The following is a 24,363-nucleotide window of genomic DNA, read 5'->3' on the forward strand; positions in this document are numbered from 1 at the left end:
CATGCGGTGTCGTGAAGGAACGGAGTTGGGGGCTGTGGCTACACCTCCTGGTGACGGCGGGAACGTACCCCTGGCGGGGTACTACCCCGATCCGTCCATCCCCGGATACATCCGGTACTGGAACGGTGCCGCCTGGGTGCCCGGCACGAGCCGGCCCGCGCCCGAGGACGGCGAGGCGATGCCGACGCCGCCCGCCTCGGCGGCGCCGGCCACCCCGGCTCCCGCCCCGGCGCCGAGGCCGTCCGTCGAGGAGACCGGCCCGGTCTTCTTCGACGAGGAGGAGGCCGCCGAGGAGGCGGCCGCCAAATCGGAGCCCGCGTCCGCCTGGCAGGCCGACGCCTCGCGCCAGACCGGCTTCGGCGGCGACCGCGACCGCCGGGTCTCCTGGGGCGCCGAGAGCGCCCAGGCGCAGCCCTCGGGCGCGGCGGCGGACCCGCGCGTGCCGGCGGGCACGGACCCGACGGGCGGCGCGCTCCCGGGCGTACGGAAGGTGGAGCCCCGCTCCGACGGCACGGTCACCATCCGCGCCCAGAAGCCCGCGCCCGGCCCCGCGCCTACGCCCGCAGCCGCGCAGGAGCGGCCCGCCGACGGCACCATGACCATCCGCGCGCTCGGCACGGACGCGCCGCGCACCCCGCAGGTCCCGGCCCAGCACCAGCACCAGCCGCAGGCCGTGGCCCCGCAGCCCGCCCCGGCTCCCGCGCCGGTCCCGCAGCCCGCGCCCGCCCCCGCCACGCCCGTCTCGCACGGTGCCGGCGGCGGGGCGGCCTCCTGGGCCCAGCAGGTGCACCAGCTCGCGCAGCCGCCCCAGGCGGCGCACCAGCCGCTCCGGCAGGAGCCGCAGCAGGCGCCGCCGGTCATGCCGTGGAAGCCCCCGGTGGAGGACCCGTTCCTGCGCGCCGCCCGCGCCCAGGCCGCGGCCCGCCCGGCCCCGCTCGGCAAGCGGCTGGCGGCCCGGCTGATCGACACCGTGGTCCTGGGGGCGGCCGCCGGCGCCGTCGGCGTACCGCTCGTCTCCAAGGCGATCGACCACATCGACGGCAAGATCCAGCAGGCCAAGCAGTCCGGCGAGACGGTCACCGTCTGGCTGCTGGACTCCACCACGTCCACGTACTTCGGCATCACGCTCGCCGCCCTGCTGATCCTCGGCGTGCTGTACGAGGCGCTGCCGACCGCCAAGTGGGGCCGCACCCTCGGCAAGCGGGTGTGCGGCCTGGAGGTGCGGGACATCGAGTCGCACGCGCCCCCGGCGTTCGGCGCGGCGCTGCGCCGCTGGCTCGTCTACAGCGTGCCGGGCCTCCTCGTCATCGGGGTCGTGGGCGTCCTGTGGGCGCTGATCGACCGCCCGTGGCGCCAGGCCTGGCACGACAAGGCGGCGCACACTTTCGTGGCGGGCAAGGGCGAGTAGGGCGAGTAGGGCGGGTAGCCCGAACGGCCGGTGATCCGTTGCGGGTCCCCGGCGGGCGGGATGCACTGCCCACATGAGCAACGAACCGCCGCCGCCCGGTCAGCCGCCCGAGGACGATCCGTTCCGCAAGAGGCCGCCCGAGGAGCCGCCCCCTCCGCCTCCTGGCGGCGGCGGTCCCTCCGGCGGCCCGTACGGCGGCGGCAGCCCCTATGGCGGCGGTGGCGGCCCGTACGGCGGTGGCGGTGGTCCCTATGGCGGTGGTGGCGGTGGTCCGTACGGCTACGGCGGCACCGACCCGCTCGCGGGCATGCCGCCGCTCGCCGACTCCGGCAAGCGGGTGCTGGCCCGACTGATCGACTGGTTCATCATCGTCGTACCGCTGGCGCTCATTGGGCTGCCGTTCGACATCTACGACCGCGTGGCGGAGGAGTCCGACTTCGCGGACGTCTGGCAGACGACGAACGACGGCGGCCAGTGGGTGTTCCAGCTCATCACGATCGTGGCGTACATCGCCTACGACACCCTCATGACGACGAAGTGGCACGGGCAGACGGTCGGCAAGCGGCTGATGGGCCTGCGGGTGGCGATGCTCAACGACGGGAGCGTGCCGAACACGAGCGCGGCGCTGACCCGGGCGATCGTGCTGTGGCTGCCCGCGCTGGTGTGCTGCGCCTGTCTGTGGCCGTTGCTCCTGCTGATCCTGATCCTCGTCGACAAGCCGTACAAGCAGGGCCTGCACGACAAGGCGGCCAGGACCGTCGTCGTGTCAACGACGCACTGAATGCGGGGCGGTGGCCTCGGCGCGCGGGCGCGGCACCCGGGCGTCGCCGGCCGCCGCCCTCGCCTTCGCCTTCGCGGGTACGGGCATGGTCAGCGCGACCAGCAGGCCGAGCAGCAGCGCGCCCACGCCGATCAGCGCGACGCCGAGCCCGGTGGTGGTGCGGGAGAGCAGCAGCATGGCGACGGTCGAGAAGACGACGGTGGCCGAACCGTAGGCGAGCTGTGCGGCAGTCGGACGCGGCATGTCGGAACCGTCCTCAATGCATCGGTATGGGTGACTCGCAACTCGGTCGCACGCACCGGCGACTCTACGAGGGGGGATGCCCGTGAGGAACCGGCAGTAAGCGTGACCTAACCCACGGTACCGGTGTATGGGGGGCGCACAGAATCACGGCCTATGCCAATTGGCCGGAAGAGGGCGGGAGGTGACGCGAACCGCCGTCACCGCCCGTACGGTGGGGCCCACATGACCCTCGTGGCGAACTCGCGCGCGCGGCCGCGCCGTTCGTCCGGAATGCGGATCATGGTTCGCGCATAGTGGCTTGGCCTGTTCAAGTCAAGATCTGTCTTTTCTCGCGTCCATCCGGTCGAATGTCGTCACTTATGGCGCGACTCGCACGCGGATATCACTTCGACCCCCCATCCGCGGATCGCGGGCGCGGGGAGGACATTAAGTGACCAGCAGACGACGCGCGTTCAGAGCGTCCGCGGTGATCGTGGCCCTCGCGGCCACCGCCGCGACCGCCTCGGCCCTTAGCCCGGCCCAGGCAGACAACCGCCCCGACCACGGCATCGAGCGCCACGACCCGGCGCCCGGCGCGCACGAGGCCGGGGACGCCCACGGGGCCCCGGGGCACGACCACGCCGCGAAGGTCGACCACGACCTCGACGGCCCGTTCAGCAAGCAGCAGGCGCAGCAGCGCGAGGCGGCGCTGGAGCAGGTGCTGGCCGGCGACCTGAAGGTGGAGCGCAGGGGTGCCTCCCAGGTCGTCAAGCTCGACGACAAGAAGTACGTCGAGCTGGGCCGCGAGAAGACCGACAAGATCTTCACGATCCTGGTCGAGTTCGGCGACAAGGTCGACAACGAGACGCTCGTCGACCGCGCGGACGACGACACCACCGAGAAGAAGCCCAAGTTCGGTGGCACGCCCGGCCCGCTGCACAACCAGATAGCCGAGCCGGACCGTTCGAAGGACAACTCGACGGCCTGGCAGAAGGACTACGACCAGAAGCACTTCGAGGACCTGTACTTCGGCACCGGCAAGGACCCGAAGACCGGTCAGCAGAAGCACTCGCTCAAGACCTACTACGAGAAGACCTCGTCCGGCCGCTACTCGGTCGACGGCGCGGTCTCCGACTGGGTCAAGGTCGAGTACAACGAGGCCCGTTACGGCTCGAACTACTGCGGCAACAGCAACTGTGCCAACGTCTGGGACGCCGTCCGCGACGGTGTGACCGCCTGGACCGCGCAGCAGAAGGCGGCCGGCAAGACCGACGCCGAGATCAAGGCGCAGCTGGCCCAGTACGACCAGTGGGACCGCTACGACTTCGACGCCGACGGCAACTTCAACGAGGCCGACGGCTACATCGACCACTTCCAGATCGTCCACGCCGGCGAGGACGAGTCCGCGGGCGGCGGCGCCCAGGGCTCCGACGCGCTGTGGGCCCACCGCTGGTACGCATACGGCACCGACGCCGGCAAGACCGGCCCGGCGCACAACAAGGCCGGCGGCACCCAGATCGGCGACACCGGCATCTGGGTCGGCGACTACACCATGCAGCCGGAGAACGGCGGCCTCGGCGTCTTCGCCCACGAGTACGGCCACGACCTCGGCCTGCCGGACCTGTACGACACCTCCGGCAAGGCGGGCGCCGAGAACTCCACGGGCTTCTGGTCCCTGATGTCCTCCGGTTCGTGGCTCGGCCTCGGCAAGGACTCCATCGGCGACATGCCGGGCGACATGACCGCCTGGGACAAGCTGCAGCTGGGCTGGCTCAACTACGAGAAGGCCCAGGCGGCGACGAAGTCCAAGCACACGCTGGGCGTCGCGGAGTACAACACCAAGAACCCGCAGGCGCTCGTCGTCGAGCTGCCGAAGAAGAAGGTCACCACCCCGGTCGTGAAGCCCGCCCAGGGCGCCACGCAGTGGTGGAGCGACATGGGTGACGACCTCAAGAACACCCTCACCCGGTCCGTCGACCTCACCGGCAAGACCAAGGCCGAGCTGACGCTCGACGGCTGGTGGGACATCGAGAAGGACTACGACTACCTCTACACCGAGGTGTCGACCGACGGCGGCAAGAACTGGACGGCCCTGGCCGGCGCCGCGAACGGCAAGCCGATCCCGGCCGACGCCAGCGGCGCCCCGGCGCTGACGGACGTCTCCGGCTCCTGGCAGAAGCTGGCCTTCCCGCTTGACGCGTACGCCGGCAAGAAGTTCGACCTCCGCTTCCGCTACCAGACGGACGGCGGCGCGGGCGGCAAGGGCTTCACCGCCGACAACGTCGTGCTCACCGCCGACGGCGCCCCGGTCTTCTCGGACAACGCCGAGAACGCCGACGCCGCCTGGACGGCGAAGGGCTTCTCCCGCATCGGCGAGTCCTTCACCAACGAGTACGAGCAGTACTACCTCGCCGAGAACCGCCAGTACGTCTCGTACGACGCGACCCTCAAGGTCGGCCCGTACAACTTCGGCTTCGCGGCGCCGATGGACAGCTGGGTGGAGCACTACCCGTACCAGACCGGTCTGCTGGTCTGGCAGTGGGACACCTCCCAGAAGGACAACAACACCGCCGTCCACCCGGGTGAGGGCCTGATCCTGCCGGTCGACGCCCACGCCAAGCCGCTGAAGTGGACGGACGGCACGCTGCTGCGCAACCGGATCCAGGCGTACGACTCGCCGTTCAGCCACTACCGCACGGGCGGCATCACGCTGCACAAGGCGGGCGTCCCGCTGAAGATCGGTTCGCAGGCCGGCGTCCCGGTCTTCGACGACCGCAAGGGCGTCTACTACTACGACGACAACCCGCGCGCGGGCGTCAAGGTAACTGACACCAACACCAAGATCTCGATCGTCAAGCAGCCGAAGAACGGCCGGACGATCACGGTCCAGGTCGGCCCGTCGACGAAGTAACGACATCGTCGCAGGTCAGAGCACGATCGGCCGTCGCCCTCTAGCGGGCGGCGGCCGATTCTGTTTAGGTGCGTGTGGCCCGTCTTATTGACACACCATCTCACGGGGGAGTGGTTTCGTATGCCCGGTGGAGGTTTCGCCAAGTTGCCCGGCGGCAGCGTGGTGGTCGCGCTCAGCCTGCCCAACCCGGTCGGCGACGGCTCCACCGTGCGCGTCCTGGTCCACGCCCCGAACCGCGCCCGGGCCCTCACCCGCCTGCGCAACCTCGGCCTGCGCTCGGTCTACCTCCGGGGCAACCTCCACCCGCCGACACCCGACGAGATCACCGCCGTCCTCCACCACCCGGACGGCCTGCTGTGGCGCACCTGCCCCGAGGGCGTGACGGAGCTCTGGCACCCGATACGGGCGCTGCTGCCCCAGGTGCGGACCTGGGGCGCCCCGCGCCTCGCCGACGGCGCGTAGGGCCCCTGGCGGCCGTCTCGCGCGCTCAGACCACCGGCTTGCCCGTCAGCTCCACGCCCGCCGCGCGCAGCTCCTCCAGGGCCCGCTGGGTGGTCTCCTCGAAGACGCCCGCCGTCAGGTCCAGCAGCACCTGGGTTCTGAAGCCCTCGCGGGCCGCGTCCAGGGCCGTGGCCCGCACGCAGTGGTCGGTGGCGATGCCGACCACGTCGACCTCCGTCACCTCCCGCTCCCGCAGCCACCGCGCCAGCGGCACGTCGTTCTCGTCCGTGCCCTCGAAGCCGCTGTACGCCGCGTCGTACGCGCCCTTGTCGAAGACCGCGTCGATCGCGCCCGAGGCGACCGCGGGGGCGAAGTTCGGGTGGAAGCCCACGCCCTCCGTACCGGCCACGCAGTGCCGGGGCCAGGAGGTGACGTAGTCGGGGTCCTCGGAGAAGTGGCCGCCCGGGTCGATGTGGTGGTCCCGCGTGGCCACCACGTGCTGGTACACGGCTCCGGCGGCCTCGCCGATCAGGTCCGTGATGGCGGCGGCGACGTCCGAGCCCCCCGCCACCGCGAGGCTGCCGCCCTCGCAGAAGTCGTTCTGAACGTCCACGACGATCAATGCGCGGTGCATGGCGGGTGTCCTTCGGTGGTGGGGGACGGCGGGGATGGCAACGAGCCTAGAGACTTCGCCCGCCCGGCGGGAGGGGGCCCAGGAGCCCGGACGACGCACTCACGCGTCCTCACACGTACTCCGTCGGGATCACCGGTTCGCCCCGCGACAGCTGCGTCGCCGACATCGGCAGCCCCGCCCGCGCCGCGATGTGCCGCTCGCGCGCGGCCTCCAGCGGCTCGCGGGCCACTATCTCGCCGCCCTTGACGAGCTCGACCAGCAGCTGCCGGTCGGCGAGCTCGGACGGCACCGGGCCCGTGCCGACGACCTCCGCCTCGGCCGCGCCGTCCGCGTCCAGGCGCCGCGCGGCCCACTTGCGGCCGCCGATCGACATCTTCGCGCCGAGCGACTTCTTCGCCACCGGCCGCAGCGGCGCCCGCAGGTCCGCCGACTCCGCCCGGGCGACGAGCTTGTAGACCATGGAGCAGGTGGGGTGGCCGCTGCCGGTCACGAGCTGCGTACCGACGCCGTACGCGTCCACCGGCGCCGCCGCCAGCGAGGCGATGGCGTACTCGTCGAGGTCCGAGGTGACGACGATCCGTGTGTCGCGCGCCCCCAGCTCGTCCAGCTGCTGCCGCACCCGGTGCGCCACCAGCAGCAGGTCGCCGGAGTCGATGCGCACCGCGCCCAGCTCGGGCCCGGCCACCTCCACGGCGGTACGGACGGCCTCGGTGACGTCGTAGGTGTCGACGAGCAGCGTCGTACCGCGGCCCAGGGACTCCACCTGCGCACGGAAGGCGTCGCGCTCGGTGTCGTGCAGCAGCGTGAAGGCGTGCGCGGAGGTGCCGACGGTCGGGATGCCGTAGCGGAACCCGGCGGCCAGGTCCGAGGTCGAGTCGAAGCCGCCGACGTACGCGGCGCGGGCCGAGGCGACCGCGGACAGCTCGTGGGTGCGCCGGGCGCCCATCTCGATCAGCCGTCGCCCGCCGGCCGCCGACGACATCCGGGAGGCCGCGGCGGCGATGGCCGAGTCGTGGTTGAGGATCGACAGGATCACCGTCTCCAGCAGCACGCACTCGCCGAAGGACCCCTCGACGCGCAGGATCGGCGAGCCGGGGAAGTACACCTCGCCCTCGGGGTAGCCCCAGATGTCGCCGCCGAAGCGGTAGTCGGCCAGCCACTCGAGGGTCGGCTCGTCGACGATGCCGCGCTCGCGCAGGAAACCGAGGACGCCCGCGTCGAAGCGGAAGTTCTCCACGGCGTCCAGGACGCGGCCGGTGCCGGCCACGACGCCGTACCGCCGCCCCTCCGGCAGGCGCCGGGTGAAGACCTCGAAGACCGAGCGCCGGTCGGCGGTCCCGCCCCGCAGGGCGGCCTGGAGCATCGTCAACTCGTACTGGTCGGTGAAGAGCGCGGTAGACGGCACGTCCACCGGCAGCCCAAGATCCGCAGCGTTCATATGACGGATGCTACCCCCAATACTCGTCAGAGTGACGATTTCTCTCGGGGGTCGAGATCCGCTTCGGCGGGGCCGGTTTGTGCGGTGGCCCACCTCCAGTGGCAGCATGGGCTAGGTGAGTGTTGCTCCCACTGAGATCGAACGCCCCCAATCGGCCGAAGAGTCGTTCGCCGTCGTCGAGCCCGACGTGCCCTGGGTGACGATCGTGCACAACGACCCGGTCAACCTCATGAGCTATGTCACCTACGTCTTCCAGGCGTACTTCGGCTACCCCAAGGACAAGGCACACAAGCTGATGCTCGACGTGCACCACAAGGGAAGGGCCGTGGTCTCCAGCGGCACCCGCGAGGAGATGGAGCGTGACGTGCAGGCCATGCACGGATACGGGCTGTGGGCGACGCTCTCCCAGGACCGCGGCTGATGAGCGGGCACTTCGAGGCGCTGCCGGGCGGCGGCGCGGCCGTCCTGCTCGACGAGGTCGAGATCTCCATCCTCCGCTCCCTGGCCGTGCAGCTCCTGGAGCTGATCGGCCCCGGTGAGCAGCCCGCCCAGGGCGAGGACCCCCTGGCCGAGCTGTTCCGCGACGGCCCGAGCGAGCCGCCGGCCGACCCGGCCCTGGCCCGGCTCTTCCCGAACGCGTACGCGGACGACGACGAGCAGCTGCGCGCCATGTCCGCCGAGTTCCGCCGGTTCACCGAGAACGACCTGCGCACCCGCAAGCGGGAGGACGCCCTCGCCGTCGTGCGGAGCCTGGACGCGCTGACCGTGGCCGGGGAGGGCGCCGCCGTCCTCAAGCTGTCCGCCGACGAGGCGCGCCGCTGGCTCGGGGCGCTCAACGACCTGCGGCTGACCATCGGCACCCGGCTGGAGGTCACCGACGAGGACGAGAGCGACGAGCTGTACCGGCTGCCGGACAGCGACCCGCGCAAGCCGATGGTCATGGCGTACCTCTGGCTCGGTGCGCTCCAGGAGACGCTCGTCGAGTCGCTGATGCCGTGAGCGCGCCGCACGACTGACGGCGTCCGCTCAGCGGACGCTCAAATCCGCATAACGATCGGATTACGCAGGACACCCCTTTCGGTCATGCAAAGGGGTGCTTGTCCTGTTTTCGTTGTGTCTCAATTCACGTCACGTCTACTCGATCACCGGTGCGGCCGTGATAAATCTGCACGATCGCCCGGGAACGCCACCCCTGTTGCCCGGGTGCGCTTGGGCCGGCTGACCGCCGGTGGCACTCCATCCATATCCGGGGGGATCAGCGTGGAGAAAGGCGCAGCAGAACGATGACCTCAACGCAGGTCGGCAACCAGCACGACAGCCACATCGCCGGTGAGGGCGAGGGCTACCAGCGGGGCCTCGGAGCCCGGCAGATCCAGATGATCGCGATCGGCGGAGCCATCGGCACGGGGCTCTTCCTCGGCGCGGGCAAGGCCATCTCCAAGGCGGGCCCGAGCCTCATCCTGGCGTACGCCATCGCGGGTCTCGTGATCTTCTTCATCATGCGGGCCCTGGGCGAGCTGCTCATGTACCGCCCCGTCTCGGGCTCCTTCTCTGAGTACGCCCGCGAGTTCATCGGCCCCTTCGCCGGCTTCGTCACGGGCTGGACGTACTGGCTGTTCTGGGTCATCACCGGCATGACCGAGGTCACCGCCGCGGCCACCTACATGACGTACTGGTGGAACATCCCGCAGTGGGTCTCGGCCCTGGTCTTCACGGTCATCCTGTACGGCGCGAACCTGATCTCGGTGAAGCTCTTCGGTGAGCTGGAGTTCTGGTTCTCGATGATCAAGGTCACCGCCATCATCGGCATGATCCTCATCTGCGCCGGCATCCTCACCATCGGGTTCTCGGACGCCGCCGACACCGCGTCCATGACCATGCTCTGGTCCGAGGGCGGGTTCTTCCCCAAGGGCATCGGCGGCACGCTGATGACGCTCCAGATCGTGATGTTCGCCTTCCTCGCGGTCGAGCTGGTCGGCGTCACCGCCGGCGAGTCCAAGAACCCCAAGGTCACGCTGCCGAAGGCCATCAACACCGTCCCGTGGCGCATCGCCGTCTTCTACGTCGGCGCGCTGATCATGATCCTGTCGGTCGTGCCGTGGACGCACTTCCAGCCGGGCGTCTCGCCGTTCGTCGCCGCCTTCGAGAAGATGGGCCTCGGCATCGGCGCCGCCATCGTGAACTTCGTGGTGCTGACGGCCGCCCTGTCCTCCTGCAACTCGGGCATGTACTCCACCGGCCGCATGCTGCGCGACCTCGCGCTCAACGGCCAGGGCCCCAAGGTCTTCACCCGGCTGACGAAGTCCGGCACCCCGCTCCTCGGCACCACCTTCTCGGCGGCGCTGATGCTCGTGGGCGTCTGGATCAACTACGTCGCCCCCGGCAAGGCCTTCGAGTACGTCGTCTCCTTCGCGACCATCTCCGGCATGTGGGCCTGGATCGCGATCCTGGTCTCGCACATCCGCTACCGCGCCGCCGTCAAGCGCGGTGAGGTGCCGGAGTCGGAGTTCAAGGCCCCCGGTGCGCCGTTCACCAGCTGGTTCGCGCTGCTGTTCATCTTCGGCGTGATCGTGATGATGGGCGTCGACGCGGGCTCGCGGGTCTCGCTGTACTGCGCCCCGCTGTGGGCCCTGCTCCTGGGCGTCAGCTACCTGTTCCTGAAGAACCGGAACCCGGAGAACACCGCCTTCAAGCGGTAGTCCGCGACCGCTCGTCCCAGCATGTGGGCCCGCCCGTACCAACCCTCGGTACAGGCGGGCCCCTCTGCTTATCCTGATGCGCATGCTGACCATCACACGGGCCCTCTACGACCAGATCGTCGCGCACGCCCGCGAGGACCACCCGGACGAGGCCTGCGGCGTGGTCGCGGGCCCGGCCGGCTCCGGACGCCCCGAGCGCTTCATCCCGATGCTCAACGCCGCGCGCTCGCCCACGTTCTACGAGTTCGACTCGGGCGACCTGCTGAAGCTCTACCGCGAGATGGACGACCGCGACGAGGAGCCGGTCGTCATCTACCACTCGCACACCGCGACCGAGGCGTACCCGTCGCGCACGGACGTCTCGTACGCCAACGAACCCGGCGCGCACTACGTGCTGGTGTCGACGGCGGACACGGACGGCGCGGGACCGTTCCAGTTCCGCTCCTACCGGATCGTGGACGGCGAGATCACGGAGGAAGAGGTCCAGGTCGTCGACGCGTACTGAGTGTGGCGTCTCGCCAGGCGGGCGGAAAGCGTCCGCCATGCGAGATCACACTCCAGGATCCGGACCGGGAATCGATACGATGACCGCATGGTTTCCATCGACGTGAGCGAACAGACGCCGGGCACCGTGCTGCTCGTGGCGCGGCTGCACGTCGACCTGTGCCGCCTCGCCAGCGCGATGTGTCCGCGCTGCGCCGCCTGAGCGCACCTCTCCGCACTGCTGTCCGCACCGCTTTCCCGCACCGCCGCGCGCGCCCTTCCGGGCCGCGTGCACGCAGTACGCCCGCTCGCCCCGCTCGCCTGCTATCGACTCACCTTCCGACAGGAGCCCACGCCATGGCCATCGAGGTCCGCATCCCGACCATCCTCCGCACCTACACCGACGGCGCCAAGGCCGTCGAAGGCAACGGGGAGACCCTCGCCGACCTCTTCGCCGACCTCGAGACCCGGCACGCCGGCATCCAGGGCCGCATCGTCGACGAGGGCGAGCTGCGGCGGTTCGTGAACGTCTACCTGAACGACGAGGACGTCCGCTTCCTGGACGGCATCAAGACCAAGCTGTCCGACGGCGACAACGTCACGATCCTCCCGGCCGTCGCCGGTGGAATGCGCTGATGCGTTACGACAGCCCGCTCGCGGCGGTCGGCAACACGCCGCTGGTACGCCTGCCGCGCCTGTCCCCCTCCGAGGACGTACGCATCTGGGCCAAGCTCGAGGACCGCAACCCCACCGGGTCGATCAAGGACCGTCCGGCCCTGCACATGATCGAGCAGGCGGAGAAGGACGGCCGGCTCACCCCCGGCTGCACCATCCTCGAGCCCACCAGCGGCAACACGGGCATCTCGCTCGCGATGGCGGCCAAGCTCAAGGGCTACCGCATCGTGTGCGTGATGCCCGAGAACACCTCGCAGGAGCGGCGCGACCTGCTGGCCATGTGGGGCGCCGAGATCATCTCGTCCCCCGCCGCCGGCGGCTCCAACACGGCCGTCCGCGTCGCGAAGGAGCTCGCCGCCGAGCACCCCGACTGGGTGATGCTCTACCAGTACGGCAACCCCGACAACGCGGGCGCGCACTACGCCACGACGGGGCCGGAGATCCTCGCGGACCTGCCCTCCCTCACCCACTTCGTGGCGGGCCTGGGCACGACGGGCACCCTCATGGGCGTCGGCCGCTTCCTGCGGGAGCACAAGCCCGACGTGAAGATCATCGCCGCGGAGCCGAGGTACGACGACCTCGTCTACGGCCTGCGCAACCTCGACGAGGGCTTCGTCCCCGAGCTGTACGACGCCTCCGTCCTCACCTCCCGCTTCTCGGTCGGCTCGGCCGACGCGGTGACCCGCACGCGGGAGCTGCTCCAGCAGGAGGGCATCTTCGCGGGCGTCTCGACGGGTGCGGCGCTGCACGCGGCGATCGGCGTCGGGCAGAAGGCGCTCAAGGCGGGCGAGAGCGCGGACATCGTCTTCGTCGTGGCCGACGGCGGCTGGAAGTACCTGTCGACGGGCGTCTACACGGCCCCGACGACGGAAGCGGCCATCGAAACCCTCCAGGGCCAGCTCTGGGCGTAGCCCTGCCGGGGCGCGGGGCGGCCCGACGACTGCCCGGTTGTGGGCAGTCGTCCCGCAGGGCGATGGGAGGGCACCTCCCGTGCCCGAAGGGCTACGGGGCAGGGGGTGGGGGAGAGGCCCGCCGCAGGCGGCACAGGGGCGGGGAGAGGCCCGATCCGGTGACAGCGCGGGTGAGTTCGACCACAAGCGGCCACTGCGAAGGAGCGGCCCGCCCTCCCGCGCCTTACGCTCGGTAAACCGCACGACCTCCCCCCAGCGCCCCGCCCCCGTCCACGGAGGTTCACGCTCCATGAAGCTCACCGTCGTCGGCTGCTCCGGGTCGTTCCCGTCCGCGGAATCGGCCTGCTCGAGCTACCTCGTAGAGGCCGACGGCTTCCGGCTGCTCCTCGACCTGGGCAACGGCGCCCTCGGCGAGCTGCAGCGCCACACCGGTCTGTACGACCTGGACGCGATCTTCCTCAGCCATCTGCACGCCGACCACTGCATCGACATGTGCGCGTACTTCGTCGCCCGCTACTACCGGCACGAGGGCGGCCGCTGCGCCCCCCTCCCGGTGTACGCGCCCGACGGCGCCGAGCAGCGGCTGACGACGGCGTACGCGGACACGCCGTCCGACAAGTCGATGAGCGAGGTCTTCGACTTCCACACGCTCAAGCCCGGCACCTTCGAGCTCGGCCCCTTCCAGATCCGTACGGAGAAGGTGTGCCACCCGGTCGAGGCGTACGGCATCCGCATCGAGCACCAGGGGAAGTCGCTCACGTACTCCGGCGACACCGGGGTGTGCGACGAGCTGGACACGCTGGCGGCCGGGACCGATCTGTTCCTGTGCGAGGCGTCGTTCACGTACGGCAAGGAGGACATCCCCGGCCTGCACCTGAACGGCCGTGAGGCGGGCGCGCACGCCGCCCGGGCGGGGGCCAAACGGCTCGTGCTCACGCACATCCCGCCGTGGACGGACGGCGAGCGGAACCTCGCCGACGCGCGGGCGGTCTACGACGGCCCGTCGGAGCTGGCGCACGCGGGCGCCGTGTACGAGGTGTGAAAAAGGGTGTGAAAAAGGCCCCCGGGTGACCGGGGGCCTTCTTCGTGGGGGGACTTACTTCGCTTCGGCCTTCTGGAGCTCGGCGAGCTCCTCGTCGGACTCGCGGCCCGGCGTCGGCAGGTTGAACTTGGTGATCGCGAAGCGGAAGACCGCGTAGTAGACCGCCGCGAAGCACAGGCCCACCAGGGCCAGGCCCCACGGGTTGGACGCGATGCCCAGGTTCAGGACGAAGTCGACCGCGCCGGCGGAGAAGCCGAAGCCGTCCTTCATGCCCAGCGCCCAGGTCAGCGCCATGGAGACACCGGTGAGCACCGCGTGCACGGCGTACAGCACCGGCGCGATGAACATGAAGGTGAACTCGATCGGCTCGGTGACGCCGGTGACGAAGGACGTCAGCGCGAGCGAGAACATCATGCCGCCGACGACCTTGCGGCGCTCGGGGCGGGCGCAGTGCACGATCGCGAGGCAGGCGGCCGGGAGGGCGAACATCATGATCGGGAAGAAGCCGGTCATGAACTGTCCGGCGGTCGGGTCGCCGGCGAGGAAGCGGCCGATGTCGCCGCTCTTGCCCTCGTACGAACCGGCCTGGAACCAGGGGAAGCTGTTCAGCAGGTGGTGCATGCCGATCGGGATCAGCGCGCGGTTGGCGACACCGAAGATGCCCGCGCCGACGGCGCCGGAGCCGACCAGCCACTCACCGAGGTTGTGCAGGCCCGTGCCGAGGACCGGCCAGATGTAGCCGAAGACGATGCCGATGACCAGGCCCGCGAAGGCGGACAGGATCGGGACGAGACGGCGGCCGCCGAAGAAGCCCGCCCAGTCGGGCAGCTTGGTGCGGTAGAAGCGCTGGTAGAGCAGGGCGACAACGATGCCCATGACGACACCGCCGAGCACCTTGGCGTCGACCGGGGCCTCCAGCATGACGACCTTGCCGTCGACGACCTTGCCGACCTTGGGGAGGTTCGGGTCGGTGAAGGTGGCCAGGACGTTCTTGAAGACGAGGTAGCCGGCGACGGCGGCGAGCGCCGTCGAGCCGTCCGACTTCTTGGCGAAGCCGATGGCGATGCCCACGGCGAACAGCAGCGCCATGTTGTCGAGGATGGCGTTGCCGCCCGCGGCCATGAAGCCCGCGATCTTGGTGACGAAGGTCGGGAACGACGCGCGGCCGAGCATGTCGTCGTGGCCGAGCCGCACCAGCAGCGCGGCGGCCGGCAGCACGGCGACCGGCAGCATGAGGCTGCGGCCGATCCGCTGCAGGACGGCCATCACGCCGGCGCCCTTCTTCTTCTCCGCCGCGGGGGCGGTGGCGGTGGACATCAGGTTCCTCCAGGTGGCAAGGCGCCGCCCGGGGACATTGATGTCTAATGGGGGACGGCGGCGTCTCCGTGAACGCGGTGCAACACCGCGTGGTCTACACCATTGAGTGGTGTAGACCTGTTGTAGCACGGTGAGGGTTAGATAAGGAACTTGCAATTTGATAACGCCGAAGGGGCCCCGTGATAGGGACCCCTTCGGCGTGAGCGGGCGGCTACGGCTTGGTGACGTCCGTCTCCGCCTCCTCGGGCTCGCGGCCCGGCGTCTTCAGGTCGAACGCGGTGATCGCGAAACGGAAGATCGCGTAGTACACCGCCGCGAACGCGAGACCGATCGGAATGATCAGCCACGGTTTCGTCGCGAGCCCCCAGTTGATGACGTAGTCGATCAGGCCGGCCGAGAAGCTGAAGCCGTCCTTCACGCCGAACGCCCACGTCACCGCCATCGACACGCCGGTCAGCAGGACGTGGATCACGTACAGCACGGGCGCGACGAAGAGGAACGAGTACTCGATCGGCTCCGTGATGCCGGTGACGAACGAGGTGAGGGCCACCGAGAGCATCAGGCCGCCGACCTCCTTGCGGCGGTGCGGCTTGGCGCAGTGGGTGATGGCCAGCGCGGCGGCCGGCAGGGCGAACATCATGATCGGGAAGAAGCCGGTGGTGAACTGCCCCGCGTTCGGGTCGCCCGCCAGGAACATGCTGATGTCGCCGTGCACCACCGTGCCGTCCGGCTTGGTGTACGTGCCGAACTGGAACCACACGGGGACGTTGAGGAACTGGTGCAGCCCGATCACCAGCAGCGCCCGGTTGGCGATGCCGAAGAGGCCGGCGCCCCACGCCCCAAGGCCCACGAGCCAGTCGCTGAAGTCCTCCAGCGCGTCGCCGACCGGGGGCCAGACGAAGAGGCAGACGACGGCGAAGGCGATCGCGACGAACGACATGATGATCGGCACGAGCCGGCGGCCGTTGAAGAAGCCCAGCCAGTCCACCAGCCTGGTGCGGTGGTACCGCTGCCAGAAGAAGGCCGTGAGCAGACCCATCACGATGCCGCCGAAGACGCCCGGATTCTGGTACGTGTACGCCGCGAAGGTGTCGTCCGCGCCCAGGCAGCCGCCGTTCACGTCCGTCGTGCCCGGCGGGCAGTCCTTGGGGAAGGCGCGCAGCACGCCCCGGTAGACCAGGAAGCCGGTGACCGCGGCGAGCGCGGTGGAGCCGTCCGCCTTCTTGGCCATGCCGATGGCGACGCCCACACAGAAGAGCAGTGGCAGGCCCAGGTCGGCGTCGAGCAGCGCGCCGCCCGCGCCCGCGATCACCTTGGCGACGTCGTTCCAGCCCAGGCCGTCGGCGCCGAAGACGTCCGGCTGGCCGAGGCGGTTGAGGATGCCCGCCGCGGGCAGCACGGCGATGGGCAACTGGAGGCTGCGGCCCATCTTCTGCAGCCCCTGGAAGGCGCCGGTCCACCGCTTCCGCCTCGGCGCGGCCGTGCTGTCGGAGCTCATCGGCGTCCTCCTGGTCTCCTGCGAGACTGGTGTAGACCAGTTGCGATATCGTAGGCGCTGGTGATCGTCATCCTTGGCTACAGGCCGGTCATGTGCCCGCGAAGATGGGCCAACCGTGCGTTACGGTGACGAAAGACCTAGGTGGGCCGAGCAGCGCTCAGTGCTCCGAAACGGCTCTTGGACGCAGGGAGAAGGACATGGCCAGCAAGGCTGAGAAGATCGTCGCCGGGCTCGGCGGCATCGACAACATCGAAGAGGTCGAGGGCTGCATCACCCGCCTGCGCACCGAGGTCGCCGACCCCGGCCTGGTCGACGAGGCCGCGCTGAAGGCCGCCGGCGCCCACGGCGTCGTCAAGATGGGCTCCGCGATCCAGGTCGTCATCGGCACCGACGCCGACCCGATCGCCGCGGAGATCGAAGACATGATGTGAGCCACCGCCGCTCACCCGCATGGGCCCGTTCCGGAACCGGAACGGGCCCTTCGCGTGAGGGGGCTAGGCTCATCCCATGTCTCGAATCGACGGCCGCACCCCCGAACAGCTCCGCCCGGTCACCATCGAACGCGGATGGAGCAAGCACGCCGAGGGCTCCGTCCTCATCTCCTTCGGCGACACCAAGGTCTTCTGCACCGCCTCCGTCACCGAAGGCGTCCCGCGCTGGCGCAAGGGCAGCGGCGAAGGCTGGGTCACCGGCGAGTACTCGATGCTGCCCCGCGCCACCAACACCCGCGGCGACCGCGAGTCCGTGCGCGGCAAGATCGGCGGCCGCACCCACGAGATCTCCCGCCTCATCGGCCGCTCCCTGCGCGCCGTGATCGACTACAAGGCCCTCGGCGAGAACACCATCGTCCTCGACTGCGACGTCCTCCAGGCCGACGGCGGCACCCGCACCGCCGCCATCACCGGCGCGTACGTCGCCCTCGCCGACGCCGTCGCCTGGGCCCAGCGCAACAAGCTCGTCAAGGCCGGCCGCAAGCCGCTGACCGGCACTGTCGCCGCCGTCTCCGTCGGCATCGTCGACGGCACGCCGCTGCTCGACCTCTGCTACGAGGAGGACGTGCGCGCCGAGACCGACATGAACGTCGTCTGCACCGGCGACGGCCGCTTTGTCGAGGTCCAGGGCACCGCCGAGGCCGAGCCCTTCGACCGCAAGGAGCTCAACGCCCTGCTCGACCTCGCCACCGGCGGCTGCGCCGACCTCGCCGAGATCCAGCGCCGCGCGCTGGCGGAGACCCTGTAACAGCAACCATGACGGGGTCCGGCTGCGTCCGTACGAGTACGGGCGTACGGATCGACCCGTACGCCCGGCCAACCCCAGGAGGACACCACCCCATGCGCCGACGCCGTACCGCAGCCCTGGCCGCCGCCACCGCCGTGCTCGCCCTGACCGCCGTGACGGGCTGCGGCGCGCTCGACAAGGCCATGGACTGCGTCCAGGCCGCCGACGCCATCGCCACCAGCGTCGACAAGCTGAGCAAGGCCGCCTCGTCCGTGAGCAACGACCCCACCCAGCTGAACGAGTCCCTCGACGAGATCGACAAGGAGCTCGCCTCGCTGAAGGACAAGACGGACAACGCCGACCTGTCCAAGGCGGTCGACGACCTCGGCAAGGGCGTCGACAGCGTCCGCACCGCCGTCAAGAACGGCGACACCTCGCCCGACATCAAGCCCGTCACGGACGCGGCCACCGAGATCGGCAAGGTCTGCACCCCGTAGATACTGGGGGCATGAGCCGCCTGATCCTCGCCACCCGCAACGCCGGGAAGATCACCGAACTGCACGCCATCCTCGCCGACGCGGGTCTCCACCACGACCTCGTCGGCGCGGATTCCTTCCCCGAGGTCCCCGACGTCAAGGAGACCGGCGTCACCTTCGCCGAGAACGCCCTCCTCAAGGCGCACGCCCTCGCCCAGGCCACCGGACTGCCCGCCATCGCCGACGACTCCGGCCTCTGCGTCGACGTCCTCGGCGGCGCCCCCGGCATCTTCTCCGCCCGCTGGGCGGGCCGCCACGGCGACGACAAGGCCAACCTCGACCTGCTGCTGGCCCAGCTCGCCGACATCGCCCCCGAACACCGCGCCGCCCACTTCGCCTGCGCGGCCGCCCTCGCTCTCCCCGACGGCACCGAGCGCGTGGTGGAAGGCCGCCTCCGCGGCACCCTCCGCCCCACCCCCACGGGCACCGGCGGCTTCGGCTACGACCCGATCCTCCAGCCCGACGGCGAGACCCGCACCTGCGCGGAACTGACCCCGGCCGAGAAGAACGCCATCAGCCACCGGGGCCAGGCCTTCCGCGCCCTGGTGCCGGTGATCCGGGAGCTGGTCGCCTGAGGCGGACATAACGGCGGCGCGGCACCTGCTTGGTGCCGCGCCGTCACATGTGGGCCCGGTGGGACTCGAACCCACGACACACCGGACCTAAACCGGCGCCCTCTTGGCCAGCTGGGGTACGGACCCGTGGTGGTTACTTTACTGGCCCGTCGATGCGGCTGTGCGTCGAGATTGCGTGGAATGACTTCTCGTCTGGCTATGGCAGGACGGGCACAGGTACCTGAGGTTCTCCAAGCGGTTGTCCAACCTGTCGCCGTTGATGTGGTCGATCTCCAGAATCAGCCGCTTGCCCTGCCAGACGTCGCCGGTGCCGCACGCCTGACAGCGGTGCGGTACGCCCAGTTCGTCGAGCGCGCGACGCAGCTGAACGGTTTTGGTCTGGGGCGAACCAGGGGAACTGTGTCGGAGGATGTCCGCCGCCGACTTACGCGTGGGGGAGGGGCGTCCAGCCTGATGGCCCTGTCCGACGAAGTGAGCCGTGGACACCTCGTACGCAGGTCCCGTCCTGCACATCGCACACTCCTCAGGCACGCCGGTTCGCAGCAGTGCCCGCCGGAGCCGTTCGCCCGGAACTCTTCCGTTCTCCGGTGCCCGCAGCGTCAGGAGGGCGCCTCTCGGGCCGTGGCGTCGCTGCGGCGGACGCAGTGGGAAGTGCGATGTGTCGATCCCGAGTGCCGCAATCCGGCGGCCGATGTGCGCTTGGTTGCCGCCTACCGGGCTGAGCCCCAGGCGGCGGACGACATCGTTGACGCTTGTGGCGGCGGCGACGGCTTGCCGAAGGCGCTCCTCGGTGTGGCGCGCCGAGTGGGTGCGGAAGTGCGACACGTCCACCCCCGAGTCCGCCATCTTCTGGCGCAGATAGCGCCGACGGCCTGGTGTCGGTGTGCCGCCGCACCAGCGGACCGCATCGTCCCAGTTGTTCGTCCGGCGTGCGGCCTCGGCGAGCAGTTCATGGGTATACCTGGTTGGCACCGCGCCCCCTCCGTACCGGCCGCGTGTTCGCAGCCTCGCACGGAGTAACGAACCGTTTATCGGACGGTCACGGCCGAAGGGGAACGCCCGCTCGACAGGGCTCCGCGATCCGAAGCCCCGTCGAAGGAGCGTGGAGCCCTCAGATCCCGAGGTCCTTGATGATCTTGGCGACATGGCCGGTCGCCTTCACGTTGTACAGGGCGCGCTCGACCTTGCCGTCCTCGTCGACGACGATCGTCGAGCGGATCACGCCCGTCACCGTCTTGCCGTACAGCTTCTTCTCGCCGAACGCGCCGTACGCCGCCAGCGTCTCCTTCGACGGGTCGCCGACCAGCGTGACCTTCAGGTCCTCCTTCTCGCGGAACTTCGCGAGCTTCTCCGGCTTGTCGGGTGAGACGCCGATCACGTCGTAGCCGGCGTCCGCCAGCAGGCCGAGGTTGTCGGTGAAGTCGCACGCCTGCTTCGTGCAGCCGGGCGTCAGCGCGGCCGGGTAGAAGTAGACGATCACCTTGCGGCCCTTGTAGTCGGCGAGTGAGACGTCCTTGCCGTCGGCGTCGGGCAGGGTGAAGGCGGGGGCGGTGTCACCGGGCTGCAGTCGCTCGCTCATGGTCTCTCTCTCCTGGCTCGGGCGTACGCCTTCAGAGCCTAATGGGGGTCTGGGACAGTGAGCGGGCCGTTGAACTGACAGACTGTCCACCACGGATGTGGACAGACCTACGGAGGCAGCGCGGTGTCGGAAGCCAGGACCCCTGCGCAGATCGAGGCGGACATCGTCCGCCGTCGTGAGCAGCTCGCCGTCACGCTCGACGAGATCGGCGTACGCATGCACCCGAAGACGATCATCGGGGACGCGAAGGCGAAGGTGGCGTCGACGGTCGACCAGACCGCGGGGCGCGCCTTCGTCGCCGTGAACCGTGTCGTCACGGATGTGAAGGACCGGTTCGTCGCGGAGGACGGCTCGCCGAGGCTGGAGCGGGTCGTGCCGGTGGCGCTGCTCGCGATCGGCGTGGTGGGGCTGCTCGCCGTGTCCGCGCGGCGCCGAAAGGGCTGACCCTTCGGCGCGCGCGCCGCGCCGGGCCAGGTAGTTTCGTGGGGTGAGCGAGAACACCCACGACAAGCTGCCCATCCGCATGCTGCACGACCGCGTGCTGGTACGGAACGACACGCCCGAGGGCGAGAGGCGCTCGGGCGGCGGCATCCTGATCCCGGCGACCGCCGCCGTCGGCCGCCGGCTGGCCTGGGCCGAGGTGGTCGCGGTCGGTCAGAACGTACGGACCGTGGAGCCCGGTGACCGGGTGCTGTACGACCCCGAGGACCGTGCCGAGGTCGAGGTGCGCGGTGTGGCCTACGTCCTGATGCGGGAGCGCGACCTGCACGCGGTCGCCGCCGACCGGTTCGAGGGCTCGGAGGACTCGACGGGGCTGTACTTGTAGCCCCGGTTTGTTACGGTTGACGGACCCGACGAGACGCGCCGTACCGGGTTGACGCAAAGACGACGCACCCCTGTTGTCCGTTCGTTTTCGCGTTCACGGAGGTGCCGCCGTCATGGCATGGGTTCTGCTGATCATCGCCGGTCTGCTCGAGGTCGGCTGGTCGATCGGGATGAAGTTCACCGACGGGTTCACGCGGCTGTGGCCGAGCCTGCTGACCGGCGCCGGCATCGTCGCCAGCATGCTGCTGCTGTCGCAGGCGGCGAAGACCCTGCCGATCGGTACGGCGTACGGCGTGTGGGTCGGCATCGGCGCGGCCGGCGCGGCGGTGGTCGGCATGGTGGTCCTGGGGGAGCCGGCGACCGCCGCCCGGATCTTCTTCGTGTGTCTGCTGCTGGTCGCGGTGGTCGGTCTGAAGGCCACCTCGGGCCACTAGGGCGCGTCTTGTGGATCCCGGCTCGCCCCCCGGGGCGCTTGGAGCGCCTCCCAGGACCCCCAGGCTTCCCAGGGCTTCTGGTCCGTCGCGTCCGGGGCCTGCAGGGGTGCCTCGGCTGCCTCGGGTGTGTCCGGTGCCTCCGGTGAGGGGGTGGCCGGGGCGCTCCGGGCGCGCGGCTCGGCCTGGGTCGCCGGGAGTGCCGGGGCCGTGGCGGCCGCGGGGGCGCCGCCGCCCCGGTCGTGTCTCGGGCCGGCGTTCTCCGTGTCGGGGCTGCGGCGGTCGAAGCCGTCCCGTTCCTCCCGTCCGTCCGGTCCGTCCGAGGGGTCGGGGCGCGGCTCCATGCCCTCCGCGATCCGCAGGTCGAAGTCGCGTGCCGCCGTGCCCGCCAGGGCCTCGCGGGTGTACTGGGCCCAGATCTCCGCCGGTGCGCCGCCGCCGTTCATGCGCTCCAGGCCGAGGGCCCCGTACAGCGGCTTCTGGCCGCCCGTCTTCGGGTCCTGGCCCATCACGGCGACCACGGTCGTGAGGTTCGGCGTGTAGCCGGCGAACCAGGCCGCCTTGTCGTCCTCCGCCGTGCCGGTCTTGCCGGCCGCCGGCCGCCCCGCCGCCTGGGCCGCCGTGCCCGTACCGCCCTCGATGACGCCGCGCAGCACCGCCGTGGTCGTGTCCGCCGCCTCGCGGCTGACCGCCTGGGTGGTCTCGCCGCCGGGCAGCTCCAGGTCCTCGCCGTCCCGCTGCACCCGCTCGACCAGCGAGTACGCGCTGTGCCTGCCGTGGTTGGCGAGGGTCGCGTACGCCTGTGCCATGTCGAGTACGGAGGCGGTGGCGGGGCCGAGGGCGATCGACGGCGACGGGTTCAGGTCCGGGGTGTCGACGGGCAGGCCCAGGTTGATGGCGGTCTGCTCGACCTTGGCCGGGCCGACGTCCACGGCGAGCTGGGCGTACACGGCGTTGACGGACTTGTCGGTGGCGGTCGTCACGGGGATGCTGCCGTACGACACGTCGTCCTCGTTCGCCGGGTTGTACGCCGGGCCCGTCCAGCCCTCCACATGGCGCTCGTTGGTGCCGTCGTACGTCGTGTTGGGCGTGATGCGCTCGCCGCCCTGGGTGCGCGAGCCGTGGTGGACGGCGGCGGCGAGGACGAACGGCTTGAAGGTGGAGCCGACCTGGTAGTCGCGGCGCGTCGCGTTGTTGACGTACTGCTTGGTGTAGTCGACGCCGCCGTACATGGCGAGGACCTTGCCGGTGGCGGGGTCGAGGGAGACGCCGCCGACGCGTACGAAGCGGTCGGTCTCGTTGCCCGTGGGGTCGAGCCGCGCCATGACCTGGTCCTCGACGGCCTGGATGAACGCGTCCTGCTTCCGTTTCTGCAGGGTGGTGGTGATGCGGTAGCCGCCGCGCGCGAGGTCCTTGCGGTGGAGCACGCCGTGGCCGGTGAGGTAGTCCTGGACGGCCTGGATGACGTAGCCGCGCTGACCGGACAGCCCGATGGTGGAGCGGGCCGCGAGCGGTGTGGGGAAGACGGCCTCGGCGCGCGCCCTCGGGGTCAGCCAGCGCTCCTTGACCATCGCGTCGAGGACGTACACCCAGCGGGCGATGGCCCGGGGCCGGTTCTGCGGGTGGGTGGCCACGTCGTACGCGCTCGGGGCGTTGAGCAGCGAGGCGAGGTACGCGCCCTCGGCGACGCCGAGGTCCTCGACGTCCTTGTCGTAGTAGGCGTGGGCGGCGGCCTGGATGCCGTAGGCGTTGCGGCCGTAGTAGCTGGTGTTGAGGTAGCCCTCGAAGATGTCGTTCTTGGTCTTCTCGCGGTCGAGCTTGATCGCGATGAAGAACTCCTTCACCTTGCGGGTGATGGTGCGTTCCTGGCCGAGGTAGTAGTTCTTGACGTACTGCTGGGTGATGGTGGAGCCGCCCTGGGTGCCCTTGCCGGTGAGGGTGTTCCAGGCGGCGCGGAGCATCGCCTCGGGGTCGACGGCGGCCGCCGAGTAGAAGTCGCGGTCCTCGGCGGCGAGGACGGCGTGCTGGACGTGGGGCGGGACGCGCTTCAGGCGGACGTTCTCCCGGTTGACGCTGCCGTCGCGGGCGATCTGGGTGCCGTCGCTGTAGAGGTAGACGTTCGACTGGGCGGTGGCGGCGGCGTTGGCGGGCGGGATGTCGACGAGTTGGTAGCCGGCGAAGAAGCCGCCGACGAGGAGGAGGCAGGCGAAGAGGAAGCCGCCGAGCAGCATGCGCCAGGTCGGCACGGCGCGCCGCCACCCGGTGCGCCTCTCGCGCTGCCGCCGCTTGCGGTCCTTCGGCGGCCGCTGCTTGTCGCGGGGGCCGGAGCGGGTGCCGGGGTGGGTGCCGGTCGCGCGGGTACCAGTGCTGTCGGTACGGGTACGGGTACGGGCACCGGTGCCGGCGTCGGGGCGGGCCGTGGGCTCGTCCTCGGGCGTGGTGGCGGCGCGGGGGCGTTCGGCGTCGGCCGCTTGCTTGGGAGCCGCCTGCTTCGGAGCCTCCGGCTTCGCCGGCTTCTCGGCCTTGCCGGGCTTTCCAGGCGTCTTCCGCCCCTCCTCCTTCCCCGCCTGCTTCGCCTTCTTCGGCTCGTTCGGCGTCTCGCGGGCCGGGGGTCCGGCGACGGTCGGGTCGCGGGGCTCCCAGGCCTGCTTCGGTGGCTCGTCGCTCATGTTCTCCGGCCTGTCGATGACTGCTGCGCTGTTTATGACGATTTGTCCGAAACTCATCTTGCACCGAAAA

The 24,363-nt window shown here is 70.4% G+C and carries 27 protein-coding genes, 1 tRNA gene and 1 riboswitch; of the genes, 19 read left to right on the forward strand and 9 right to left on the reverse strand.

Features of this window, described 5'->3' with window-relative positions; genetic code table 11:
* Position 1 precedes the first annotated feature (1 nt).
* A complete protein-coding gene (locus tag ACIRNI_RS12735; protein WP_403550916.1) occupies positions 2–1,408 on the forward strand; it encodes an RDD family protein in 1,407 nt (468 codons plus the stop codon).
* A gap of 73 nt (positions 1,409–1,481) precedes the next feature.
* Complete coding sequence (locus ACIRNI_RS12740) at positions 1,482–2,189, forward strand: RDD family protein (RefSeq protein ID WP_403550917.1); 708 nt, start codon at positions 1,482–1,484, stop codon at positions 2,187–2,189.
* On the opposite strand, the gene ACIRNI_RS12745 is transcribed toward ACIRNI_RS12740, so the two are convergent.
* The gene (locus ACIRNI_RS12745) at positions 2,175–2,432 is read right to left on the reverse strand and encodes a hypothetical protein (protein WP_403550919.1); all 258 of its coding nucleotides are present in this window, start codon (positions 2,430–2,432) and stop codon (positions 2,175–2,177) included. The genes ACIRNI_RS12740 and ACIRNI_RS12745 overlap by 15 nt on opposite strands.
* Before the next feature lie 430 nt (positions 2,433–2,862).
* Between ACIRNI_RS12745 and ACIRNI_RS12750 the strand changes: the two genes are divergently transcribed.
* Together ACIRNI_RS12750 and ACIRNI_RS12755 are read left to right on the forward strand one after the other, a co-directional pair.
* Positions 2,863–5,322 (forward strand): immune inhibitor A domain-containing protein, encoded by a 2,460-nt coding sequence (locus ACIRNI_RS12750; RefSeq protein ID WP_403550921.1) that lies wholly within the window; start codon positions 2,863–2,865, stop codon positions 5,320–5,322.
* 120 nt (positions 5,323–5,442) lie between these two features.
* Positions 5,443–5,784, forward strand: coding sequence for a hypothetical protein (locus ACIRNI_RS12755; protein ID WP_403550923.1), 342 nt, complete (start codon positions 5,443–5,445; stop codon positions 5,782–5,784).
* 25 nt (positions 5,785–5,809) lie between these two features.
* Here the strand turns inward: ACIRNI_RS12755 and ACIRNI_RS12760 are convergent, their stop codons facing one another.
* Both ACIRNI_RS12760 and ACIRNI_RS12765 read right to left on the reverse strand, forming a co-directional pair.
* Positions 5,810–6,397 (reverse strand): nicotinamidase, encoded by a 588-nt coding sequence (locus ACIRNI_RS12760; protein ID WP_403550925.1) that lies wholly within the window; start codon positions 6,395–6,397, stop codon positions 5,810–5,812.
* Between the two features lie 109 nt (positions 6,398–6,506).
* Positions 6,507–7,835: a nicotinate phosphoribosyltransferase gene (locus ACIRNI_RS12765; RefSeq protein ID WP_403550926.1), complete on the reverse strand. Its 1,329-nt coding sequence runs from the start codon at positions 7,833–7,835 to the stop codon at positions 6,507–6,509.
* Positions 7,836–7,950: 115 nt separating this feature from the next.
* On the opposite strand from ACIRNI_RS12765, the gene clpS reads away from it, so the two are divergent.
* The 8 genes from clpS to ACIRNI_RS12805 all read left to right on the forward strand — a co-directional run bounded on the left by clpS (position 7,951) and on the right by ACIRNI_RS12805 (position 13,645).
* The gene (gene clpS / locus ACIRNI_RS12770) at positions 7,951–8,256 is read left to right on the forward strand and encodes an ATP-dependent Clp protease adapter ClpS (RefSeq protein WP_355364852.1); all 306 of its coding nucleotides are present in this window, start codon (positions 7,951–7,953) and stop codon (positions 8,254–8,256) included.
* A complete protein-coding gene (locus ACIRNI_RS12775; protein ID WP_403550928.1) occupies positions 8,256–8,834 on the forward strand; it encodes a DUF2017 domain-containing protein in 579 nt (192 codons plus the stop codon). Before clpS ends, ACIRNI_RS12775 begins: the two co-directional genes overlap by 1 nt.
* 284 nt (positions 8,835–9,118) lie before the next feature.
* The gene (locus ACIRNI_RS12780) at positions 9,119–10,534 is read left to right on the forward strand and encodes an amino acid permease (RefSeq protein ID WP_403550930.1); all 1,416 of its coding nucleotides are present in this window, start codon (positions 9,119–9,121) and stop codon (positions 10,532–10,534) included.
* An 82-nt stretch (positions 10,535–10,616) separates the two neighbouring features.
* Positions 10,617–11,039: a M67 family metallopeptidase gene (locus ACIRNI_RS12785; RefSeq protein WP_361422812.1), complete on the forward strand. Its 423-nt coding sequence runs from the start codon at positions 10,617–10,619 to the stop codon at positions 11,037–11,039.
* A gap of 87 nt (positions 11,040–11,126) precedes the next feature.
* On the forward strand, positions 11,127–11,240 hold the full coding sequence (locus ACIRNI_RS12790; RefSeq protein ID WP_403550932.1) for a putative leader peptide: 114 nt from the start codon (positions 11,127–11,129) through the stop codon (positions 11,238–11,240).
* 134 nt (positions 11,241–11,374) lie between these two features.
* Positions 11,375–11,653 (forward strand): MoaD/ThiS family protein, encoded by a 279-nt coding sequence (locus ACIRNI_RS12795; protein ID WP_361422815.1) that lies wholly within the window; start codon positions 11,375–11,377, stop codon positions 11,651–11,653.
* Positions 11,653–12,603, forward strand: coding sequence for a PLP-dependent cysteine synthase family protein (locus ACIRNI_RS12800; protein ID WP_403550934.1), 951 nt, complete (start codon positions 11,653–11,655; stop codon positions 12,601–12,603). The genes ACIRNI_RS12795 and ACIRNI_RS12800 overlap by 1 nt, the downstream gene beginning before the upstream one ends.
* Positions 12,604–12,892: 289 nt before the next feature.
* The gene (locus tag ACIRNI_RS12805) at positions 12,893–13,645 is read left to right on the forward strand and encodes an MBL fold metallo-hydrolase (protein WP_403550936.1); all 753 of its coding nucleotides are present in this window, start codon (positions 12,893–12,895) and stop codon (positions 13,643–13,645) included.
* 54 nt (positions 13,646–13,699) lie between these two features.
* Here ACIRNI_RS12805 and ACIRNI_RS12810 read toward each other — a convergent pair whose 3' ends face one another.
* Both ACIRNI_RS12810 and ACIRNI_RS12815 read right to left on the reverse strand, forming a co-directional pair.
* Positions 13,700–14,962 (reverse strand): PTS transporter subunit EIIC, encoded by a 1,263-nt coding sequence (locus ACIRNI_RS12810; protein WP_403550938.1) that lies wholly within the window; start codon positions 14,960–14,962, stop codon positions 13,700–13,702.
* 211 nt (positions 14,963–15,173) lie between these two features.
* A complete protein-coding gene (locus ACIRNI_RS12815; protein ID WP_403550940.1) occupies positions 15,174–16,460 on the reverse strand; it encodes a PTS transporter subunit EIIC in 1,287 nt (428 codons plus the stop codon).
* A 197-nt stretch (positions 16,461–16,657) separates the two neighbouring features.
* On the opposite strand from ACIRNI_RS12815, the gene ACIRNI_RS12820 reads away from it, so the two are divergent.
* The 4 genes from ACIRNI_RS12820 (at position 16,658) to rdgB (ending at position 18,789) form a co-directional block, all read left to right on the forward strand.
* Positions 16,658–16,891 (forward strand): glucose PTS transporter subunit EIIB, encoded by a 234-nt coding sequence (locus ACIRNI_RS12820; RefSeq protein WP_403550942.1) that lies wholly within the window; start codon positions 16,658–16,660, stop codon positions 16,889–16,891.
* A 76-nt stretch (positions 16,892–16,967) separates the two neighbouring features.
* Entirely contained in the window at positions 16,968–17,699 is a 732-nt protein-coding gene (rph, locus tag ACIRNI_RS12825) for a ribonuclease PH (protein WP_403550944.1), read from the forward strand.
* A 92-nt stretch (positions 17,700–17,791) separates the two neighbouring features.
* Positions 17,792–18,175 carry a hypothetical protein gene (locus ACIRNI_RS12830; protein WP_403550946.1) on the forward strand — a complete coding sequence of 128 codons (384 nt, stop codon included), beginning with the start codon at positions 17,792–17,794 and terminating at the stop codon, positions 18,173–18,175.
* Positions 18,176–18,186: 11 nt separating this feature from the next.
* On the forward strand, positions 18,187–18,789 hold the full coding sequence (rdgB, locus tag ACIRNI_RS12835; protein ID WP_403550948.1) for an RdgB/HAM1 family non-canonical purine NTP pyrophosphatase: 603 nt from the start codon (positions 18,187–18,189) through the stop codon (positions 18,787–18,789).
* A gap of 50 nt (positions 18,790–18,839) precedes the next feature.
* Here the strand turns inward: rdgB and ACIRNI_RS12840 are convergent.
* The 3 genes from ACIRNI_RS12840 to bcp form a co-directional block, all read right to left on the reverse strand.
* Positions 18,840–18,915, reverse strand: a tRNA-Leu gene (locus ACIRNI_RS12840).
* A gap of 12 nt (positions 18,916–18,927) precedes the next feature.
* The gene (locus tag ACIRNI_RS12845) at positions 18,928–19,761 is read right to left on the reverse strand and encodes an HNH endonuclease signature motif containing protein (protein WP_403550950.1); all 834 of its coding nucleotides are present in this window, start codon (positions 19,759–19,761) and stop codon (positions 18,928–18,930) included.
* A gap of 139 nt (positions 19,762–19,900) precedes the next feature.
* Positions 19,901–20,368, reverse strand: a complete 468-nt coding sequence (gene bcp, locus ACIRNI_RS12850; RefSeq protein WP_403550951.1) for a thioredoxin-dependent thiol peroxidase — start codon at positions 20,366–20,368, stop codon at positions 19,901–19,903.
* 123 nt (positions 20,369–20,491) lie between these two features.
* On the opposite strand from bcp, the gene ACIRNI_RS12855 reads away from it, so the two are divergent.
* The 3 genes from ACIRNI_RS12855 to ACIRNI_RS12865 all read left to right on the forward strand — a co-directional run bounded on the left by ACIRNI_RS12855 (position 20,492) and on the right by ACIRNI_RS12865 (position 21,627).
* Positions 20,492–20,812 (forward strand): DUF3618 domain-containing protein, encoded by a 321-nt coding sequence (locus ACIRNI_RS12855; RefSeq protein WP_403550952.1) that lies wholly within the window; start codon positions 20,492–20,494, stop codon positions 20,810–20,812.
* A 43-nt stretch (positions 20,813–20,855) separates the two neighbouring features.
* Positions 20,856–21,194 (forward strand): co-chaperone GroES, encoded by a 339-nt coding sequence (locus ACIRNI_RS12860; protein ID WP_031076289.1) that lies wholly within the window; start codon positions 20,856–20,858, stop codon positions 21,192–21,194.
* A 3-nt stretch (positions 21,195–21,197) separates the two neighbouring features.
* Positions 21,198–21,263: riboswitch (guanidine-III (ykkC-III) riboswitch) on the forward strand.
* Between the two features lie 43 nt (positions 21,264–21,306).
* Positions 21,307–21,627 (forward strand): DMT family transporter, encoded by a 321-nt coding sequence (locus tag ACIRNI_RS12865; RefSeq protein ID WP_403550954.1) that lies wholly within the window; start codon positions 21,307–21,309, stop codon positions 21,625–21,627.
* On the opposite strand, the gene ACIRNI_RS12870 is transcribed toward ACIRNI_RS12865, so the two are convergent.
* Positions 21,624–24,293, reverse strand: coding sequence for a transglycosylase domain-containing protein (locus ACIRNI_RS12870; protein WP_403550955.1), 2,670 nt, complete (start codon positions 24,291–24,293; stop codon positions 21,624–21,626). The genes ACIRNI_RS12865 and ACIRNI_RS12870 overlap by 4 nt on opposite strands.
* Positions 24,294–24,363: the final 70 nt, after the last annotated feature.

It is taken from the genome of Streptomyces sp. NPDC093546 (assembly GCF_044765045.1).
Lineage (GTDB): Bacteria > Actinomycetota > Actinomycetes > Streptomycetales > Streptomycetaceae > Streptomyces.